Origin of the sequence: Bradyrhizobium sp. CCGUVB14 (assembly GCF_024199935.1) — a bacterium.
Lineage (GTDB): Bacteria > Pseudomonadota > Alphaproteobacteria > Rhizobiales > Xanthobacteraceae > Bradyrhizobium.
Genome location: NZ_JANADS010000001.1, coordinates 3,106,398 through 3,126,604, shown reverse-complemented (window position 1 = coordinate 3,126,604; position 20,207 = coordinate 3,106,398). Strand labels below are relative to the sequence as shown.

General features: G+C 59.9%; 18 protein-coding genes. 8 read left to right on the top strand and 10 right to left on the bottom strand.

What is annotated here, in order from left to right; translation table 11 throughout:
* The first annotated feature begins 352 nt into the window (after positions 1-352).
* Positions 353-1,492, top strand: a complete 1,140-nt coding sequence (locus NLM32_RS14385; RefSeq protein ID WP_254129622.1) for a hypothetical protein — start codon at positions 353-355, stop codon at positions 1,490-1,492.
* 56 nt (positions 1,493-1,548) lie between these two features.
* The gene (locus NLM32_RS14380) at positions 1,549-2,745 is read left to right on the top strand and encodes a hypothetical protein (RefSeq protein WP_254129621.1); all 1,197 of its coding nucleotides are present in this window, start codon (positions 1,549-1,551) and stop codon (positions 2,743-2,745) included.
* A gap of 18 nt (positions 2,746-2,763) precedes the next feature.
* On the opposite strand, the gene NLM32_RS14375 is transcribed toward NLM32_RS14380, so the two are convergent.
* The 4 genes from NLM32_RS14375 to NLM32_RS14360 are packed head-to-tail and all read right to left on the bottom strand — an operon-like array spanning position 2,764 to position 6,638.
* The gene (locus tag NLM32_RS14375; RefSeq protein WP_254129620.1) at positions 2,764-4,743 is read right to left on the bottom strand and encodes a tetratricopeptide repeat protein; all 1,980 of its coding nucleotides are present in this window, start codon (positions 4,741-4,743) and stop codon (positions 2,764-2,766) included.
* 2 nt (positions 4,744-4,745) lie between these two features.
* Complete coding sequence (locus NLM32_RS14370; RefSeq protein WP_254129619.1) at positions 4,746-5,378, bottom strand: hypothetical protein; 633 nt, start codon at positions 5,376-5,378, stop codon at positions 4,746-4,748.
* A 19-nt stretch (positions 5,379-5,397) separates the two neighbouring features.
* A complete protein-coding gene (locus NLM32_RS14365) occupies positions 5,398-6,321 on the bottom strand; it encodes an ImmA/IrrE family metallo-endopeptidase (RefSeq protein WP_254129618.1) in 924 nt (307 codons plus the stop codon).
* Positions 6,318-6,638 (bottom strand): helix-turn-helix domain-containing protein, encoded by a 321-nt coding sequence (locus NLM32_RS14360; protein ID WP_254129617.1) that lies wholly within the window; start codon positions 6,636-6,638, stop codon positions 6,318-6,320. Before NLM32_RS14360 ends, NLM32_RS14365 begins: the two co-directional genes overlap by 4 nt.
* 187 nt (positions 6,639-6,825) lie before the next feature.
* Between NLM32_RS14360 and NLM32_RS14355 the strand changes: the two genes are divergently transcribed.
* The 3 genes from NLM32_RS14355 to NLM32_RS14345 are packed head-to-tail and all read left to right on the top strand — an operon-like array spanning position 6,826 to position 9,556.
* A complete protein-coding gene (locus tag NLM32_RS14355) occupies positions 6,826-8,073 on the top strand; it encodes a nucleotidyltransferase (protein ID WP_254129616.1) in 1,248 nt (415 codons plus the stop codon).
* The gene (locus tag NLM32_RS14350) at positions 8,073-8,525 is read left to right on the top strand and encodes a hypothetical protein (protein ID WP_254129615.1); all 453 of its coding nucleotides are present in this window, start codon (positions 8,073-8,075) and stop codon (positions 8,523-8,525) included. Before NLM32_RS14355 ends, NLM32_RS14350 begins: the two co-directional genes overlap by 1 nt.
* Positions 8,522-9,556, top strand: a complete 1,035-nt coding sequence (locus tag NLM32_RS14345; protein ID WP_256568451.1) for a CBASS cGAMP-activated phospholipase — start codon at positions 8,522-8,524, stop codon at positions 9,554-9,556. Before NLM32_RS14350 ends, NLM32_RS14345 begins: the two co-directional genes overlap by 4 nt.
* A gap of 22 nt (positions 9,557-9,578) precedes the next feature.
* On the opposite strand, the gene NLM32_RS14340 is transcribed toward NLM32_RS14345, so the two are convergent.
* Entirely contained in the window at positions 9,579-10,025 is a 447-nt protein-coding gene (locus NLM32_RS14340; RefSeq protein ID WP_254129613.1) for a hypothetical protein, read from the bottom strand.
* A gap of 268 nt (positions 10,026-10,293) precedes the next feature.
* Here NLM32_RS14340 and NLM32_RS14335 point away from each other — a divergent pair, with 268 nt between their 5' ends.
* The gene (locus NLM32_RS14335) at positions 10,294-11,220 is read left to right on the top strand and encodes a DUF4238 domain-containing protein (RefSeq protein WP_254129612.1); all 927 of its coding nucleotides are present in this window, start codon (positions 10,294-10,296) and stop codon (positions 11,218-11,220) included.
* Positions 11,221-11,403: 183 nt separating this feature from the next.
* On the opposite strand, the gene NLM32_RS14330 is transcribed toward NLM32_RS14335, so the two are convergent.
* From NLM32_RS14330 to NLM32_RS14315, 4 genes are all read right to left on the bottom strand, one after another.
* Positions 11,404-12,480 (bottom strand): hypothetical protein, encoded by a 1,077-nt coding sequence (locus tag NLM32_RS14330; protein ID WP_254129611.1) that lies wholly within the window; start codon positions 12,478-12,480, stop codon positions 11,404-11,406.
* 7 nt (positions 12,481-12,487) lie between these two features.
* Positions 12,488-13,267: a hypothetical protein gene (locus NLM32_RS14325; RefSeq protein ID WP_254129610.1), complete on the bottom strand. Its 780-nt coding sequence runs from the start codon at positions 13,265-13,267 to the stop codon at positions 12,488-12,490.
* Positions 13,264-13,914, bottom strand: a complete 651-nt coding sequence (locus NLM32_RS14320) for a hypothetical protein (protein WP_254129609.1) — start codon at positions 13,912-13,914, stop codon at positions 13,264-13,266. The genes NLM32_RS14325 and NLM32_RS14320 overlap by 4 nt, the downstream gene beginning before the upstream one ends.
* 86 nt (positions 13,915-14,000) lie before the next feature.
* Entirely contained in the window at positions 14,001-14,660 is a 660-nt protein-coding gene (locus tag NLM32_RS14315) for a hypothetical protein (protein ID WP_254129608.1), read from the bottom strand.
* A 427-nt stretch (positions 14,661-15,087) separates the two neighbouring features.
* Here NLM32_RS14315 and NLM32_RS14310 point away from each other — a divergent pair, with 427 nt between their 5' ends.
* Positions 15,088-16,926 carry an ATP-binding protein gene (locus NLM32_RS14310; protein WP_254129607.1) on the top strand — a complete coding sequence of 613 codons (1,839 nt, stop codon included), beginning with the start codon at positions 15,088-15,090 and terminating at the stop codon, positions 16,924-16,926.
* Between the two features lie 26 nt (positions 16,927-16,952).
* Here NLM32_RS14310 and NLM32_RS14305 read toward each other — a convergent pair whose 3' ends face one another.
* On the bottom strand, positions 16,953-17,717 hold the full coding sequence (locus tag NLM32_RS14305; protein WP_254129606.1) for an endonuclease domain-containing protein: 765 nt from the start codon (positions 17,715-17,717) through the stop codon (positions 16,953-16,955).
* Positions 17,718-18,365: 648 nt separating this feature from the next.
* On the opposite strand from NLM32_RS14305, the gene NLM32_RS14300 reads away from it, so the two are divergent.
* Positions 18,366-19,880, top strand: coding sequence for a DUF2235 domain-containing protein (locus NLM32_RS14300; RefSeq protein ID WP_254129605.1), 1,515 nt, complete (start codon positions 18,366-18,368; stop codon positions 19,878-19,880).
* The last annotated feature ends 327 nt before the right edge of the window (positions 19,881-20,207 follow it).

Genomic DNA, 20,207 nt, shown 5'->3' with positions numbered 1-20,207 from the left:
GGTCCCGATGCGGGCGCCGGGGATGCGCTCCTGAAGCTCGAATACCTGCGCGAAGCCCTTAAACGCGGCGGCATGACGTCTCGGCCGTAGAACCCCGCCCCTCGCCGCGCGAGGACACCGAATCCGGCCACTGCTCCTGATGCGCAGAGTTACACCGCCTTCGTCAGGGATCTAAAGCAAAGACCGCCGCTGCCCGTCACCAAAGCCCTGAATCTTGTACTTGACTTGATGGCAGCACAAGGAATGCTCGAAATAGTAGCCGATACTGATTTCAACGCTGAAATCGATAAATTATATCTCCGCGTCGTTCGATTCGTCGCCCGTCGCATAACGATACGTGGCTGGGGGGCCAATGCCAGCAACTGCATATTCTGTGAGGTTCGCGCGCGAACTCGATGTCGACCAACTCGCGGTCCTGATGACCGGCACACAACCAACCCAGGATCACGACGGAGCTGAAATTCTCACCGCGTTTGGCGATGCGATCCGCGCCGACATTCAATGTTCATCATGCGGCAAATTTGGAGCTCGCATCGTTCGCGCGGCACGGTCGCGAGCATCTAGGGCAATTCTCCGTCAAGTCCATTTCAGGTTTGTCGACCCTGACGGCGGCGACGCCCACCATCCTTTCTGCGAATTCTACGGGGACGACGAAACTCGTACGACCCAGGTTAGCCTCATCGACTTCGGATCGGAGAAAAGCGCGGAAACGCGAGCCGTGCGCCTCCTCGTCTGCAAAGGCATCGAGCAAGGAATATTTGACCAACGTCGTATCCGGGACATGCGGCAGTGGTTCTTCGACCTTAAATCCGACACCCGTTTCACAGTATCGATGCCGCTAGAGGCGATTTCCTGGGCACACGCGCTTCAGCGCCATCCTTACCATCAGCGCTGGCAGTTTCACCCATCCCAGGCGGAGATGCCGGCCTTCAATTGGAAGGCCGCCGCGAAAAAGCAATTCACAGAGGACCACCTTCATCTGTTTGATCTGGTGAAGGGGGGCATAATACCTTTCGAGGACGCGACATGGCGGCAGGCGAGCGAGCTCGCCCGGAAAAACCATGGCCGCGAGGTGTTCAATGCCAACGTACTCCAGCCCTATTACGAGGCCGCGATCTCGCTCTGCGCCTTCGTCACCACAAACGGTGGCATCGATTTCGGCAAGGGTCGGATGGAAGTATATCGCTGGAAAAGCCCGTCAGTCGCGTTGCTCGCGCTGTGCGCTTTAATGTTGTTCGTCTCCGATTGGGATATGAACACAGCCGTTGCAGCGTTCGCGAAGCTCCTGTTGGCGCCAGAACCCCGCAACCTCGCGCTTGGCAATGTCATCGGGCTCAATCCCTTTCATGAGTACGCCGCATGGCGCCTCGTTATCGCTTCCGCTGAGATAGCGTCTCGAAGCCCCAATGGGCTGGATTACGATGACCAGCTCGCTTCGACTGAAGCAAAGCTTCGCGAGCTTCATCGTCGGTGGAAAGCCGAACAACCCTAGTGGACGGGCTCCCTGACCGTTAGTGATCGGCGTTTGGCGAGGCATAGGACTCAACCATGGAAGATAGTTGGCCAACTTGGCTCAAGGTGATGGAAAATGGGACGGTCGGCGAAGCGCGCACGCGCTCCTTTCTGATCGACCGCTTCTGGGTGCTAGAGCGTAGCGTCGACACCGACGGCGCCGATTTCCTCATCCAACGCCGCACCACGACACAGCGCTTCACGGACAAGGTTCCGCCTCGGGTCGGCGTGATCCAAGCCAAATACTTGCAGGACCGCCGCACCACACATCACATACCGAAGAGCTATGTCGTCGACGCCCGCGGCACTCCGCTCGAAGGATTCTTCGCGCTTCTCCACGTTGGAAAAGAGGATGACGGCGAGATGTATCTCCTGTCAGCGCGGCAGATAGCCGATACGCTGTCCCTCAGCGCGAGCCACTCACCCGAAAGCTACGTCGTCGGTACCGCGGCGCTCCAGGAAAGCTACCGGGTCAAATCGCGCAAACTCGCACTCGATCAAATCGAGCACAGCTTGAAGAGCCAGACCTACTATCAGTCCGCCGCGTTCTTGGACCAGCTCAACATCCCCTATCGACGCTTCAGCGAAGACGACATTGATTTCTCCTGGACACTTCCGCTTCCAAATCCGGTCGGCGAAATTCCGAAGATGTTCGTGGAGCAAAAGGAAGGCCTGCGGAAGATCGTCTTCGAAATGGAAGAGGTGTTGGCAGCTATCGATGCCGTGCTGGTCGAGAAGGACCCACGCCGCGCGCTCGAACTGATGGATAACCTCCGATACCATATCGATGGATACGGTAAGATCACCTTCGGAGGGAGGTCCGACTTCCACTGGGGCGACTTTCCCGATGCTCTCGATACGCACGATCGCTGGCGCAAGGGCCTGCAAGCGGAGAGCCTCCTAGAACCTTACATCTCCATGGGAGAGAAGCTGCAGGAGGCTCTCCTCTCGCACACCACAGATCATCCTTTGACCGACAAGGGCGATTTCCTGCAGGCATCTCTCGAATACGATCCGAGCACGCTCACCGTTTCCAATCTGTCGGTCAGCTCGGGCAAGCCCTCCGAGAGGGAGTCGCCGATCAAAACTCTCGGGCACGTTCGAATGGCAAGCACTCTCGACGATTGGGCGCCTCGCAAGATGAAGCCGATGGACTACACAATTGAGAACGTTTGGTGGAACATCATGCGCAACGTCATCGAGGAGCGCTATCCGGACCCGAACTTCGATTAACAATCCACGATCGCGCTGTCAGGACGCGCGTCCCTTAGGCGGAAAGAAGATCGGCATATCACGTCGGAGTTTGGCAGTGAGCTCGTGATCTGGGTAGCGATCGATGGCTGAGGTCCAAACCGCCAACGCCTCAATCTTCTCCCCGCTGTTCCAGTGAGCGCCGCCGAGATTGAACATCGCCAAGTCATAGTCGGGATCGAGCGCGAGCGCCTTCTCATAGGCGTCGATGGCCTGCGCGGACTGGCCAAGATCGCCGTAGGCCGCGCCGAGCTGAAACCAGCTCATGGCGTCAGACTGGATGCGCTCGGCCTGTTCGCGCAAGATCGGCAGGCTCTCTTCGAACCGACCGAGAAAGTTGAGGGCTGTCCCGAGACAGTAGCCGTAGTGACCGCCCGCTAGATCGTAGGCCTTCCGAAAACAGCGCTCCGCCTCGGCCCAGCCCGATTCATCTTGAGCCCAGTGCCCAAGGCGATCCCATAAGAAGGCGGCTTCATCCTGGACATCGATATGCTCTATTTGGCGCTCGAACTCAGCCCGGAATTCCGCGTAGGTCCGGCCAACATCCTGTCCCTCCGCTCGCAGGTACAAGGTCGCTAACAGCAGCTCGCGACGACCTCCGGAGCTCTCGGGGTGAGCGCCGACATAGCGGTGCCAGAAACCGAGCGCCTGGCGCGCATTCTCCGTCGTTGTCCGACCGAAGCTCGCGACCAGCCGTGCGAAAAACGGCCAGATCCATAGCTCGCAGTCAGCTTGCACCAGGAGGCTGTTGATCTCGCGGAACGCCGTGCTCCCCTCTCCCATGTTGAAGAGCACGTTGGCCCTCCAACCTGCAACGCGAGCCGCCTTAGCGCGTGTAGGGTCGGTGAAGATGGCCTGATCCAGATGCGCGAGGGCATTCTTCCACTCGCCCTGGCGCACGTGGAATTGGGCCAAGGCATTGTGGCCTTCAGGAAGGTGCGGGTTCAGCCGCAAGGCTTCGCGATAGTGCTCGACTGCTCGCTTCTCGTCTCCAAGCCGCTCAAAGCTCGTACCGAGGTTCTTGTGACCCTGGGAGGCCAGGTCCGGCGTATTGGCGAACGCGAGATCGGCGAGAGCCGCCTCGTAGGCCGCCTTGGCGTCCTCCTCCTGGCCGAGCGCCGAGAAGGCGTTGCCGATCGTGTAGGAAAGGCTGCCCCGCTCGTAGCGGCCCAGGTCGAGCTGATTCCTGAAGAACGTCACGGCGTCTTCGATCCGGGCGCGCGACCGACTTAACCCGGCCATCCCCAGATTGACCTCAGCCATGTATGCGGGGGCCATGGCTTCGTTGCCCACCCCGAACACTGCCTCAAACCGATCGAAGGCCGCGCTGATCACTGCGTCGGCGTCCTGATTGTAGAGTTGCTCAAGGATTTGACCGGCCAGGGCCGGATCGTCCGGAACATGGATATCGGGAATCCTGCGCCGAACGAGACCAGCGACGTCGCCAGTTGCCGCCCGGGTCTGCTCGATCCGACGATCGCGCGCCGCCCGCGCCGCAGATCTAGCCAAAGTTGCCAGCCGATCCAGCCGCGCGTTCGTCAGCTCGTCACTGAAATTGACAGTGAGCGATTGCTGGTGGGTCCAGTTTTTTCCCGCGTGCTCGTATTGGTGGAGAACAGCCTCCGCTGGGCAGATGCGTAGCGACGACGTCGGGATGTGATAAGCGGCGTAGAAGCTGTGCGGGTGCATCAGCAGGTAATTCAGATTCGAGCGGCTGACCTCGATGCTGAGAGAGGCATCCGCGTTGAGCGGGCGTTCGGTCCCTTTGAGCTGCACGTGGACTCTGACGTTGGTCGCCTGCTCCTGATCGACGACTTCGATCTCAAAGTCTGTTCCATAGTCCTTGCGGTCGGCGCGTTGGAGGATAAAGCGGCCGCTCGCCGTAAGCCGTCCCTGGAAGGCCGTCTCCGCCTTCTCTTCCGCGACATGATTGGCGTCATGCTTCGGCAGGTCGTCGAGGTGGTCCAAGTCGTCAACCATCCCTATCCCTTGCGCGTAATGAAGGCGAAGTCCGTGGCGCCTGCATTCGCGGACAACTCCAGCCAGTTCTCATTGAAGTCGGGCAGGTTGGCGTGCCCGAGCGCCGCGGCGGCCACCGCAGCGCAGTAAGCGATTCCGACATGCACGGTCGCCCCCAAGAAATTGAGGAATCGGGTCAAGTCCGGCGGGTATGCCAGGTCCGTGTCGCTGTCGAAAATACGGTGTCGTTCGCGATCCACGAAGGTGTTGATCGCACTCTCCAACACCGCATAGCCAAGAAACGCCTCGGCCGGCGCGCCGGGTTTCGTCAGAACGGCGTTGAGCTCGGGCCGCCATTCAAGGGTCTTCTGACTGAGCGCCGGGTTGACGTGACCAACCGCGATATTCCGGATGTATTTGGCGAACTCGAAGTTGCGCCGATGCGGCGTGATGATCTCGGAAATGGCCGGATGGTCCTTGTAGAGCGCACGACAGATCAGCTCGAGATCGGCGACGTTCGCGCAGGACAGCAGAAGCTGTTTCAACAGAATGAGCCTGATGCCGTCATCGGTAGGGCGGGCTTCAAGGGCAGCGTCGCCGGCGACGAGATCGCCGTGGGCCAGGCGGGCAGAAATGGCGATATGAACAAAATCCATAAGCTGATCCGCTCAAGCGTTAGCGATCCGGAACCTGTCCGTTCCGCATAAAATGGTCGAAGACGTCATTCTGCTCTTCTTCCTCCTGAAAGCGTGGGCTGTCCGCTTCAAACTGCAGCACCGTGATCTCTTGATCGTAGCGGTCGGAGCGAAGGCACATCTCGTATACCGGCTCCGGAAACCACACGCCGGCTTGTTGCATGACGCCGGTCAGCGCCGCGTCCGAATAGTCGCGTCGTGCCGCAAAGGCCTGCAGCGGGAGCTCGAACACAGCGTCCCTTGTGCGGATATAGCGCCCAGACTGAAGCGCCGCTTTGCTGGGCTTGGCCCAATGGGCGAACCCCTCGTTCGATACCACCATCATTGCCCGCGTCTCGGTGTATTCGAGCCAGCGCAGGATCGCCGCTGTCAGCGAAACGCCGTAGCGCTTTGCCAGTCGACCGAGCGCTTCGAAATCGGCGCGAGCCTTGGCGGGCAGCTGGCGACGGAAGTCATGAAACGGCATCAGCAACGCGGCGGCGAACTCGTCGGCTTCCTGCTCGATGCCGGATCCGTCCCGACGAACCACCACGTTCTCGTCGCAATAAATGCCGCCGTCGAACCGCCCATCCTCTTCGATCAACTCTCGGTGCAGGACGTAGTGAGCGAACTCATGTCCTACTGTAAACGAGCGGCGCCCGTCGGACTGACCAACGTGGTACATGATGGCCCATTGCCGCGGTCGAGCCTCCCCATATACTAAGGCACCGACGCAGCCCGGGATGTCGCGCTCGACGACCTCGTGGATGGGGCTGTTGGGCGCGACCTTGCGAGAGTACTCGAGCGCAAGACCGATCACGTCGACAGGGGCGCGATCGAACCGATCCGATCCAAGGACCAGGTCGAGCATTTGCGTGATGCGCGCCGCCTCTTTCAGCGGCCGGAAACGGCTCGATTCGCTCATTTGCGCGTCTTTGTGTCCAGAATCCGGGCCATCTCCCGAATCTGCCGGCGCGTCTCCTCCGGGAGGCCGCTATACTGCCGGAAGAAGGCGGTATCCTCCGCCTCGCTGAGCGTCTGCTTGTCGGCGCCGAATAGGTAGTCAACGGTCACCCCGAGTGCGCCAGCGATCGCAGACAGCTTCTCGGCGGACGGCCGAGGGGGATTCTTGTTTTCCAGCTCCCAAATATAGCTCTTCGACGAGCCGGTCTCTTGCGCGAGCTGATCGAGGGTCAGGCCTTTCTTCGTTCGTAAGTCCTTGATCCGCTGACCAAATTTCATAGCAAGTCCTTCCAATCAATCCACCCCGCCTCGTGTTCGGAGTAGCGATATTGTATGTCCCTTGACAGGCGCATTCAAGCTGGCCATCTTGTTCGGAGTAGACGCACAAAGATATATATCATCCCGAACACCGCGCGGGGCGGTCCCGAGATGCATAGACGCAACCCAGCCCGCCGCGGAGACCAATGTGAACATCCAGCTTGCGCTGACCGGCCTCAATCCCTTCGACGACCCTCTCGACCGCATCCTCGCGGAGATTGCACTCAGCGTTCAGCTCCCGCCCTCGCTGCATGACAAGGCGAAGTCGCGCTACGAGGCTGTCCGCCGCTATCTCGAAGCGACGACCGCCTTCTTCGACCAGATCGAGCACTTCTACCCGCAGGGCTCCATGGCGATCGATGCCACGATTTCAACGCGCGGCACCGACGATGAGTATGATCTCGACATCGTCTCGCAGCTCGGCGGCCGCTTTCGCGGCATGGCACCGCTTGAAATCCTGACCGAGCTCGAGGCCGCGCTCACCGACTATCCCGTGCAGCGGGTGCTGCGGCAGACGCGCTGCGTTACCCTGTTTTACGCGGACAAGATGCACCTCGACATCACACCGTCGCAACGCGTCTACGGCAGGCTCGATCGCGAGAGCCTGATCACCCACGCCAAGGGTCCGCGCAGGACTGTCGACGACCGGTTCGTCGACATGAACGCCTACGGCTTCGCGCAATGGTATGCGAGCAGGACGCCTCTCGAATTGCGCATGGCGAGAGAGTTTCACCGACGGTGGCTCGACCATGCCGGCCTTGCCGCTCGCGCCGACGCAGATGTGGACGACGTTCCCGATCAGTGCGACTTCATCGTCAAGAACACTGCGACGCTCGCCCTCCAGCTCCTCAAGCGCTTCCGCAACATTCGCTACGCCAGCTACACCGGCCGCATTCCGCCGTCGGTGATGCTCTCCTACTACGCCGGGCTCGCCGCGCAGCCGAACATGTCGCTCAGCACCATGCTCGTTCGCCTCGCGAGCTGGATCATCCGCGACATTGAGCAGGCTTCGCTTTACGGACGGCTCCTGCATATCGCCAATCCGGTCTGCGAGGCCGACGTCTTTACCGACCGCTGGCCGGAATCCATTGCTCAGCAGGACGAATTCGCCGGGCATCTGCGCGAGATGGTCCGCTCGCTTGAGGCGATGCGAAAGGGCGAGATGTTCCCCAACACGATGATGGACGCGTTGCGCGAGAACTTCGGAGACCGCGTTGTGACCCGGGCCGCCGACCAGATCGCCACCGAGATCGGTGGCGGCATCCAGCAATCCCATCAGCTCTACACACGGCGGGGCGGTGTGCTGTTGCCCTCGGCCGCCGCCGTCGCGGCACCCATCGTCAATCCGGCGGTTTCGGTGGCGCGCCCGCACACCTTCTTCGGGCGGAAGATCTGATGGTGGAGGCGATCCTCTCCATCGACGAGCAGGTCGCCGCGATGAAGGCGGCCTGGCCGCAGTTCGCTGCGCGCCGCGTCAACCGCCGCGCTCAGTCAGCGCGGTGGGTGGGAAGTGTGAGGCCGCAATATTCAGGCTACTCGCTGGAGATCCGCTACGAGCTTGGGGAGTTTCCCGAGGTGCGGGTGCTCACGCCGGAGCTGATCCGATTACCCGGCAATTCCGAGGGGCAACTGCCCCATGTCTATCCGCCGGCCGAGGATCCGACCCTTTGCCTCTTCGACCCCCGTGAAAGGGAATGGACACCGGCGATGACAATCGCAAGCACAACCGTGCCTTGGGCGCTCGACTGGCTCGCTTGCTACGAACTTTGGTTGATGACCGGGCGCTGGACCGGCGGTGGTCGCCACGCCGGACAGGACCTCGGCGAGGCAAGGGAGACCATGCGATGAACTATATTCCGCCGCGCCGATCCGACGGCACGATCCAACATGCTCGCCTGAAGCAGCCGTGGCCGCAGGGCCGCCCGTTCCGCATCCTGTCGATCGACGGTGGCGGAATTCGCGGCGTCTTTCCCGCAGCCGTCTTGGCCGAACTCGAAAGCCGCTTCCTGAGCGGCGCCTCCATCGCCAATCACTTCGACATGATCGCGGGCACCTCGACGGGCGGCATCATCGCGCTCGCCCTTGCCCATGGGATGACGGCTGGGCAGGCCTTGAACATCTATCTTGAGCGCGGTGAGCGTATCTTTCCGCCGGCTGCTGGGCTCGGCAAGGTGTCGAGGGCGCTGCGCTGGGTGTTCAAGCCGAAGCACGACCAGGCCGCGCTCAGAGAGGAGCTGCTGCGGATCTTTGGCGACAAGGTGCTCGACGATGCCGTCACCCGTCTGGTTATCCCGAGCTTCGAAGGGCGCCACGGCGAGCCGTTCCTCTACAAGACGCCGCACCACCCGGACTACCAGAAGGACCGCCACAAGAAGTTCGCCCACGTGGCGCTCCATACGACAGCGGCCCCGTCTTACTACCCCGGTGTCGAGGACGACGGGTACATCATGATCGATGGCGGCATTTGGGCCAACAATCCGGTCGTGAATGCCCTGGTCGACGCCCTGGCCTGCTTCAACATTGCGCGCGAGGACGTGCGTATCCTGAGCCTGGGAACAGGTGAGTCCACTTTTACTGTCGATGAGCGGGCGCGCAACGGCGGCATCAAGGATTGGGCGTTCATGCGCTCATTCAATGCGGCCGCCCGCGCGCAATCCCGCAATGCGCTCGGCCAGGCCTATCTGCTTGTCGGCAAAAACAACGTCACACGGATCGATTTGCCGGAAAGCGACGCACCGATCGCGATGGATGACGTCCAGCGGTCGGTTCGGGAGCTGCCGATGGTGGCACGCAGTCTCGTTGAAGGCGCCGGACATCACATCGAGCGGGTGTTTCTCGATGGCGCGGTCGAGAAATTCATCCGTTGCCCGATGACGTAGGCGGCTCATCAGCTATTCATCCTTACCGGGCCGTGAGCAAACGGCAGGCGAGTTCGCGCGCCCCCCAGCGGGTCGAGAACGTGTCGGAAACCTCAAACCAGCTTCCATCATTGCCGATGCCGTGATTGGCGCCCATGCAAGAACACTGGCATTCATGTCCCAGTGCTTCCTGGCACGCCCGCGCGCAGATCTCCTGCTCGCGGTAGGGCTGGATAATATAGACTTTGCCGTATCGCAGCAGCGCTTGATCGACGCAGTCGTTGAACCATGCCTTTGGCAGCTCCCAATACGCATGATCGCCGCCGATCCATTCAGGCTCCGTTCGCCGGCCGTTCTGCAGCCATTGCCGATTACCTTCGGCGAATGGCAGTCGCACCCGGAGCTTCTCACCACGTCCGGTTCGACGCAGCACGACGGGTATTTGCTTCTGGTTCCAGACGTAGCCAAGCGTGAGACGGTGCATAACCATTCGATTATTCAACCAATGGTTCGTGGCTCGCGCAATCACAGTCGCGACGGGATATACAGTTCAAAGCGCGACCGCCCACGGGGCGACCACTTGGCTTTACCGACGCTGGTCGCACCCTCAATGGTGCGTTCGCCGTAGAGCCGGCGGTTGTCGTAGCGACGCTCCCGCTCGAAGGACAACGGGACCGGAGTAACAGGCGTTTCTGCGGCCGATCAGGGATCGGTCAGGAGAAGTCCTATCAACGTTGGGATGAGGGGGGCAGTTTCCGATGGACGATCCACGCGACCATCACGTCGTTCCACAATTCTTCCTCCGTAACTTCGCCATCGACGAGGCGCGCACGAAGGTAACCACTCTGGCTAAGGAGGGAACCGTCGCCGTGTGGATGGAGCGCTCGATCAAGAGCATCGGGTACGAGCGCGACTTCTACGTACACATGCAGGGCAATCGCCCGATTTCGGTCGAGACGGATATCAACCGGACGGTCGAGACGCCGATCAGTCGGAGCGATACCTGGGCCAAGATCGTCGCTGGACGCTCCGCAGACCTCGACCAGACCGACCGGCCTATTCTCTATTCTCTCGTTCGGCATCTCGAGGCCCGCACACCCCACTATCTTCAAACGAGCGCAGAGCTCGCCGCGATGGCGGCCGATCCTTCTTCCGAGATGGAGTTCACCGAGGAAGAACGGGAGATGTACACGACCCTGCGCGCCAACCCGGACCTTGCGAAGCTCATGTTCAACGCGATGGCCTTGCGCTCGTTCGCAGACGATTATGACCGTTCGCTGATCCAGGTGGCACGGTCACCGATCCCGCTTCGGTCTTCGACCACACCCGTGCTGCCCGCGCCCGCTCCTGCACATGCCGCGATGGATTTGCCCCTCCCGGGAATGGTGCCGTTCCAGCGCATGCTGGCGGTCGACCCGCACACGCTGATCCTGGTCGTAGTCGGCGACTTCGGCGGAGCCTTCGTGAACGGGGAGATGCCGATCGAGCTGGCGCACGGCTTCAACCGTAGCGTCGTGGGCCAGTTCGCGCACTTTCCAAAAGTCCGGCACATGATATGTGGGCGGGACCGACTCATCGATGACATGACGTGGGCGCCATTCGAACTCGCGTCAGACACTCCGGCTAAGATGATCTTTAAACAGCGATCCGCGCAGGCCGAGGTTAGCGAAGGCCACAAGGCTTGATTTCCACTCCCACTCCCTGGATAGAAAACCATGGACTCTGGATTTGTAGATCTCGACATACTCCGTTCTCACCTTCCTGCAGTCCGACGGCTGGGTGCCGCCGCCCCCTGAGCCGCCGGCTGATGACGACTAAGCCGACGCGGGAAAGCAGCCCGGCCAGACGATGCCCGCAGAAATGGGGGGTCATGCAGACAACTCCGGATCGCAGGCCGCCTGATCGCCCGGCGCTTGAACCCGGCCCAGCAAAAGCGGCAACTTGCTATTCTTGAAATCCCAATCCGATAGCGGCGCAAACCATTCCGGCGCCGCCTCGCCATGGAGCTGGATGACCTGGTCGCCATCGATGGTCTGCGCGGCATAATAACGGCTGAAAATCCGGCTCGCCCAGCCAATGCCATCCCAACCCTGGTCGGAAGGTTCTTCCGGCGTGGCGACGATTTCGACACCTGCGAACTCGCCGCCGTCGATAACTGCAAGCGGACCTTCGGTGGACCACTCGCCATAAAACAGAAGCACCTCTGCGAGCTTTCGGTCCCGGGGATCGGTCAGCTCGACGTCACCGCTGAAGAGTTTCGCGGATCCGATGATGAAGTTGGCCAACCCCTCAGGGCTTAGCGAACGCGGCATATCGGTCGCAGCCCCAAGCACAAGCCGCAGCGGCGGCTTGGTCATGATGATTACCTCGCCGAGCCGCTCGGACTCGTTGGCGAGAACCGCATCCTTCATCGTGACTCGAAGACCGCCATTTTTAGTGCGAAAGCGATCCGGCGAAATGACCGTCCAGATGTTCCACAGCGACCAGAATATCGCCAGCTTCAGCGGTGTTCCGACCATGTCCGCATAGGCCTGCAGCGAAGCCAGATAGGCCGCGGACATCCGCGTCTCCTGCTTGAACGGCTCCTTGCTCCGGACATTCTTGACCTCGACCAGCCACTGCTCGCCCTTGTTGAGGACCACCCGGAAATCCGGAGCGCGGAAGGTACCAGTGGCATGAACGCGGCCGGCGTCCTCAGTCTTCAGTAAACGAAAACGCCCCAGGCTGAGGACCGTCGCCTCGAACAGGCGCTCGGTTCGCGAGCCATGGATCAGAGTCGGGTCTGCCAATGCCTCCTTCAGCTTGGGGCCAGCGTCGGCGATGAATCGCTCCACCAGCGACGGATCGTTCAGCGCGATGGCGTGTTCGCGCGCAAAAGCGGCCACCGACGCGAGCAAGTCGAACGCCTTGGTCTTCCCGGGTCGTGGTGGTAGCTGGTCGCTCATGATCCCATCAACCGCCAAGCGCTTCGACATCGGGCGGGTTCATATAGGCTCGGAAGCCGGCCAGATCCTCGTCGCTCGGATTCTCCGCCTCTGGGATGAACCGGATGGTCTCGGCGATGTCTCGGCGCGTGACGTAGCTGATGATCGCACCACCATTGCTCAACTCATACTCCATCGAGCCGCACCAGCGATTCAGACGCGCAAGACCTGGCGCGAACGCGATTGGCTTCTTGTTGCCCTTTTTGCTCACCTCATGCTTAGCGAGCGCCACCCGGATGAATTCGAGCGTGGTGAAGCCCATTTCCGTCCGCCGCAGGTCGAGCCGCATCTGCTCGACAAGCTCGGGCCGCTGTTGGGCGTCCCGCAGTTGCTGCGCGCGCAGCTCGCGATCGTAGTGGCGATATCCCAGTGCTCGTTCCAGATGGGCAGCCTTGAGGTCGATACCCGAATTCTCGGCGAGCTTGATGACCTCCTCGCATCGTTGACGCCAGGTCCGCTGTAACTCGTAAGCGGCATAGATCCACATCGGCGAGAGCGCGCCCAGCAACGCGATCTTCCCGCGCGGGAGCTCGTCATCGAACTGATGGCTCATGACCTCATCTTCGAGCGCGTTCAGCGTATTGTCGACGAGGCAAAGCTGGCTCGCCTGCATCGCAAGGTAAGGATTCTCGGCAAAGCCGGCCAAACTGATCAAAGCTTCATAAAGATCACTCGTCCCGATCTCGGCGACCGCGCGATAGCGGGGCTGATCGTCTCGCTCATCGTCAAATTCCTCGGCGTCGGTCATGAGATGTCCCCGCCCCTTGCGACCCGATACGGCGGATCGGTCACGGCCATCGGCAGAGGATCGGCCAACCCCCAGAACCGCGTGGTCGCCCAAATGTAGCGAACCAGGTCGCGCATCCGGATCCTGAGGTGCTCGCTCGCGATCCGCGGCTCCGCCAGGAGATCGCGATAGTCGTTGGCAGCATCGTCCCACAGCGCGGGTGCGATCGTCTTCAGTTTCTCGCAAGAAGGGCCTTCCCCATGGCGAACGACATTGGCGGCCATGAACATCTCGGTCAGATCAGCCCCCAACGCGCCCTGCTCGAGGTCAATGCCGGCGTGTTCAGCGCAGAGCGTCAGAAAATCCTGGAAGCCGCGCGACTTCGGCGGGTCGATAGCATCGCCGCGATCGATGGCCCGCGCCCAGATGCTCAGTTGGCGCTCGAAGATCGCGGCGAGCGTCAGGCTGAACGCCTTAGCCGCCTCGTTGGCGGTATAGTTATCGACCTGCGCTGCGGCGCGATCGAGAAATTGCTCCATCGTCGCCGCTTCGCCGCTTTCGAGCGACGCGTGGACCGGCAGCGCCTCCATTGCGGGCTGAATCACCCGCTCAAAAAGCCGCGCGAGATTGGCCTGGAAGATGCGCGGCAACTGATCGCTTGTTTGCAATATCCCCCCCTTTTGGCCCGGGGACGGCAAGCAGTCCTCGTGCCAATCTGCGACGTGAATGTCAGGACGTTGCCGCTCACGACGATTCAAGCGCCGTCCTCCGGCATCGAGGCCATCACAGTTTCCCGCCGATGGCGCGCCGTCCAGAAGGCGAGAAGCAACATCCCCGCCAGTTTAGTCGCGTCGAAGAAAGTGTCGACGGCCTCGAAGTAGGTTTCGTCACGTCGTTGAGGATCATGTCCGCTGATCTGGAAGTACGCCATGCGCATTTCATCGTCCGTGTGGGCGATCGACACTTCGAAATGCTTGCCCGATAGATGCACGAAGTCCGAGGTGCGTTCATACACCGGGCTGATCCACGGATGCGTTTCCGCGAGCTTCTTACGAATATGCGCGTCTGATAGCTTGTTCCCGTCCCGGTCCTTGAGCCGGTTGAACTGCTCGCCGTCAAGAACGGCCCTGCACGCCGAATCCACGTCATCGACAATCGACAGCGCATTGACCCGCATTGCCGTGTCGAGCTGCAGACGCAAAATAGCGGCGGCGCAGGGAAAATTGCGAGCATTGATAAGGTCTCGGAAACCGCGGCCGTGCGCCAACGTCCGGCGCATCGCGCCAAAAATGAAGAAGTCGGCATGCGAGAGGCCGGCCCCGGCGCCGAGGATCCCCGCACCTTTTCGCATCAGCTCATCCTCGAGCTGCTCAATCCGCTTCAGTCGATCGGCAAGATTGAGATCGGCCATCATGCTCCGTTCTGCCGCCGCCTGCGGCGCGCCTCAGCCCTTCTGCCGTTCCACTATACATATTTCGGGAAAGGCTCTGCGCAACCGTCTTGCCCGCAAGCATGGGGTCGCCAAGTGGGACGCATGTCATCGACACCCAGTCCGCTCAATTCGGGCCTGGCCTAAAGTGCCTGCGCGGTGGGCCCGTCGTGGGGGCTATGACCGCAGCCATGTTGAGCGCGGCAGCTATGAGCGCCAGACCCGGGTAGTGAAGCCGGGTGACATGGGAAGGCGGAGGTGGCCCGCGCCCTCCAGCCGCCGGCACACAGCTCTTGTGCTGCCAGGTTCGCCCGTTGCATGTTATGATCATGATTCATCTGAAGTATGGAGTTTTTGTTGCCACTCTGGCGGTGCACTTGCCTGCCCTAGTCCGCTTCACTAAACAGTCGTTATGGCCCGGATCAATCTAAAGAAATTTATTGCCGAACACTATAAGGGCGGCGTCACAGCGCGGGACGTCATCCGCGAGGGCGTCACGAATTCGATCCACGCCGGCGCAAGAACCATTTCAGTCGATCTGTGGTTCGAGAGGCAGTCGGGGTTGTTCGGCGACGAAGAGCGCACGGTCCTCGACAGGATAACTATTTCCGACGACGGCGAGGGCTTCACGCAGGACAATCTTAATTATTTCGACGAGATCTGCACGGGCCACAAGGACGATATCGGCGGCAAAGGTGTCGGCCGCCTTGCGTTCCTCAAGTATGCCAATCGGGTCGAGATCCGGAGCCAGCTTTCAACACAGCTAGTCGAATTTCGCTATACGCCCGACTTCAAGCCGGACGATGTTAAGCGAACGACCTCATCCGGGTCGCAGAAAACGACGATCACCCTCACCGACCTGAGGGAGAAGATCAACACACAGGTCGCTAAGCTCGTCAACTCGATGTGCGACGATCTGCGGCTTTTGCTGTTTCTGAAGAAACAGGCTGGCCAAATTATAGCGATCAAGTTCACTCATAACTCCAAGCAGCCGTTCACTGAGGATTTCATATTTTCGGGCGAACACATCGAGGCCTTGAAGACTAGGACCTTTGAGGTCAGCGGTGAGATCTTCGATTGTTACCTCTTTCGGGAAGATGCGCCGCGAAAAGGCATCGTTGCAATGCTTTGCGCGGATGAACTTTGCGTAGAGGAATATCAGATTAGCAAGCGGTTCGACATTTGCCGCTACCTGATCTCGATCACTTCGAATTATCTCAACCGAAGCTCCAATATCGAACGCCAGAAACTCGAAATACCAAAGGCCGATGCAGATACAGATCTTGTGTCGCAGATTAGCCGCGAAAAGCTCATGCCGCGTATTCACGAGGAATGCCTAGCCATGATCAACGAGACGGCGGAAGGGGATATTGACGCGTTTAAACTCGGAAACATTGACAAATTGAAGAAATACTACCCGTTCATCACGATCGAGTCGCTGCACGGGGATGCCGCCATGCTTGACGCGGACGAAATCGTCAAAACCTACAGAGCGCAACAAGCGAGACGCGAAGACCAGATCGTCGAGGCCATAGAAGAAGGCCGGAAGGTCGATTTCGACGATATTTCCCACCTCGCCAGTGACGACCTGGCGCGGTTCATCATCCATCGCGCTCTGCTGATCGATTCACTCGCCAAAATGCCGCGAGAGTCAGCGGAAGACGTTCTCCACAACGCGATCCTTCGCAAGAGAAGCGACGGAGACGACATCCGCGAAAACAACGTTTGGCTGGTGGACGACAAATTCCTGTCCTACAGCAGCATCTATAGCGATGAGACCTTGGCAAGAATAGTCCGCGAAGTTGGTGCGGAGACGGAATCGAAGCAGCAACGCAAGCCCGACGTTGCGGCGTTCTTTTCTAAGGACAACGAAGGCCGCCCAAACAAGCTTGTCATCGTCGAATTTAAGAAGCCCGGCGCGGATATTTTTGAGAACAACAAGGCTCTCCTCCAGTGCCGCTTGTACGCCACTGAACTCGTTGACCGGATCAAAACGGTAAGAGAGGTCTTTGCCTTCTCAGTGGTTGAGATTGACGACGAATTCTACACAGACATGAAGAGAACTGGGTTCAAAGACGTATTCTCTTTGAGTGAACGAGTTGTCTACGATGACTTCGTCATCGGAGCATCGGACGATATTCCACTGCATCTCTACGTTATGCCCGCCTCGGCATTGATCACAGATGCAAAGGCGCGAAATCGCGTCTTCGAGGAGGTGCTACGGTTCAACATGGCGCATAACCGTCACTGACAGCCGATGCGTAAGGAAACCTGGTTTCACGCGGTCGCCGCCACCACCGACGGCTGCACGGCTTCGCTCCGTCCTGCTTGCAGGGCCTTGTAGCGCTCCTCGATTTCAGGCCAGAGCCCCTCCACGAACTCAACGATCCGGCCGAGCATAGGCATCATCTCCTGAGGCGGCCTCCAGCCCGGGTCTTTTGCAATCTGGTTCTTTATGTACTCGGCGATAGCCGCCAGTACCTTGAAGAACTGCTCAGGCGTCCGGATGATATTGCGCCGCCGTTCCTTGATTTCGTCAAAGCCCCAAAGCCAGGGGTAAGTCCGCTTGCGGGGCCCCCACTCCTTCCAATCATCGAACTTGTCGAGAAAAATCCGCCGCTTCAGGTATTTGAGGGTGCCCATCCGCTCTTCGAGTTGGCTCTCGTATAGCCTGACAACCCGGGTGTCGTAGGCATAGATGTAGGTCTCCCATTCGCTGTCGGAAATGTAGCTGGAGACGTCGTCGAATCCCCGATATTCGCCGTTGAGATCCTTCTCGTAGATCATGAGGTGCCAGTTGCACCGCTGACAGACGAGCCCCCGGATATTGAACGCGGTCAGCCTATCACCGGTGCCGAATATCGGATCGTGATCATGTTCGATGATGAGATTGCGCTCGCGCGGACAGTGAACGCATTTGAACTTCTGCTCCTCGGCGAGCCTCACGACCAGCCGCTTGACGTCCGGGCCAAGCCGGTCCCACGCCTTGAACTGCTTCTTCAGCAGGCCGCGCGGGAGCTTATTCCAAAGAGCCCAACTCATGATTTCTGTCCGAGGTGAATAAGGTGCACGAGGACATAAGCACTCCTCTCGGTAGAAGTAAGGGAGAAGGTGGATGAATTATGACGCGAGCGCCGCGCCCAGCGTCGGGCAAACTCGCGCAATAGCGTTGCGATGTCGTCCGAAATACCGATTGTCGATGCGTAGTAGCTCCACCCGCGGGTGTGAATTCGGGAGTCCTTCAAAAAAAGCGGGCCCAGTGGATTCAGACTCTTGGACGCACCGCTTCAGAAGCGCTGACTTGCCGCAGCCTGTTTCCCCGTCGATCTGAATAAAGCGGCCCTCACCCAACGCGTCCTTTACACGTTCGTACGCGTCCGCTCTGTGCGGCTTTAGGCCTTGGATCGAATCCTTAATATCAGCGGCAGCGCGTCGAGACTCGCGTTCTAACGCCGCTATGTCTGCAGCAAAGCGCTTCGCGGGGCTGCTCGTGATGCCTTCCGCTTGCAGACTGAACAAGATTATTGCGCGCGTAAGCGGCAATACCGATCAAGCTGTTACGCGACCGCCGTGAGTTGAAGCTTAGATGACTCAAAGTAAGGAGGACACGCAAGTGGGCCAGCTCACATTTCGACACGCACAATCTGTGATATAGATTGGCCTTTGGCGCACTTTGGGGGGTGGTGTGCAATGCCGAAGAATATCGTGATCTTTTCCGACGGCACAGGCCAGGCTGGCGGCATCAATTTCGACGAAGCCCGCACGAATGTTTACAAGCTCTACCGCGCCTGCCGGGTCGGCCCAGACACGAAGGTCGAGCCATCAGAACAGGTCGCCTTCTACGACGCCGGTCTTGGTTCAGCGTCCGACGGCGGTCACTTCAAGATCGGTTGGATGCGGTGGCTCTACAACCTCGCCAGTATGGCGACGGGCCTTGGGATCACCCGGAACATAGTCGACTGCTATGCCGCGATCATAGCCCTGTATGAGGAAGGCGATCGGATATTTCTCATCGGCTTCAGCCGGGGCGCCTACACGGTCCGATCGGTTGCCGGTGTCATGACCTATTGCGGGGTCCCGCGCCATATGCCGGACGGCTCGCCCCTGCGCCGCGACCCAAAGAGCATCCACAGGCTGGCCGAGCACGCCGTCAAGGATGTCTATCAATTCTGCCCATCGTACTCACGCAAGATTGGTGGGTACCGCCAATTCCTGCTCGAGACGCGCGACGCCATCGCCGCCCAATTCAGGCAGCAGTACGGCAGCACAATCACCGTCAACGGCGCCGAGCACGCGAACGTCTTTCCCTACTTCATCGGCGTGTTCGATACCGTTGCCGCCCTCGGCCACAAATATCTGGGCGCGGCGCTCGTGACCTCCGGCGTTGCGTTACTGATCGGGCTTCATTGGCTCGGTGGCTTCCTACAGCCGGTCTTTCCATGGGCTGGATGGGGGGCCCAGATTCTGAGTTACCTCGGCGTCGCCACAGCGCTGATCGTCTTTCTCATGAACTATCTTAAGATCGCTCCAGCTCTGCCCGGCTATGGGTTCATAAAGCGCCTCCGGACGGTGCATTTGGCCCCGCCGAAGCACAAATTCTACGACACAACCCTCAATCCCAATGTCGGCTACGCTAAGCATGCGATCTCGATTGACGAGAACCGCGCCGACTTCACGCGCGTCGGCTGGTCCCCGACAGCCGAGAAGCAGGACCAACGCGACGCGCACAGCAATCTTTACTTCGAACAGGTCTGGTTTCCGGGCGTGCACGCCGATGTCGGCGGCGGCTATCTCGAGAATGAGGCTCGGCGCTCAGACGTCGCGCTGAACTGGCTGCTCGCCGGAGCTTCGCTCATTCCGGACGGGCTGAAACACGACGGCGGTGTGCTACGGCTGTCGCCCGATCCCGCCGGCCCCCAGCACAACGAGCAGGCGGGAGGCTTCCTCAAGGCCGGAGTTCGTGACCTGCCGATCGATCCCGAGACGGAAGAATCGAGATCACCGATGCACAAATCGGTCTATCGGCGTTTCGAGGCCGCGTCCGTTCTTCTTTACGATCGCATGGCGGCCTACCGACCGGACAACATGAGGGTCCACGTCGACTTCAAGCACTATTTCGACGGAAGCACGGCGCAACCGAACCAAGGCGTCGCCGATGACATTGAACGGAAGTGGGAGAGTGCAGGCCATGTAGGGCGGCTTTGAGCGAATCGTCCCCGTCTCCGCCGCACTGATGCAGATCACAATGCCGAGAGTGGGCTCGCCGACGGGCCGCTAAAAACACCGTTTGAAAAACCGTTTTAGTTCGGCTCTCTCAAACGGTTTCTCTCGCTAAGGTCTTGATTTATATGGTGGGCGCACCAGGGCTCGAACCTGGGACCCGCTGATTAAGAGTCCGCAAAATCGAGAATTAGCTTAGACCGAACCGTGCGGAATGCCTCGGCATGAGCGTTCCAGCCTCTCTGTGACCTGCGACTGCTGTCAACGCATCCCTTTCGTACGATCTTCGTAAACGGTACGACGGCCCCACCT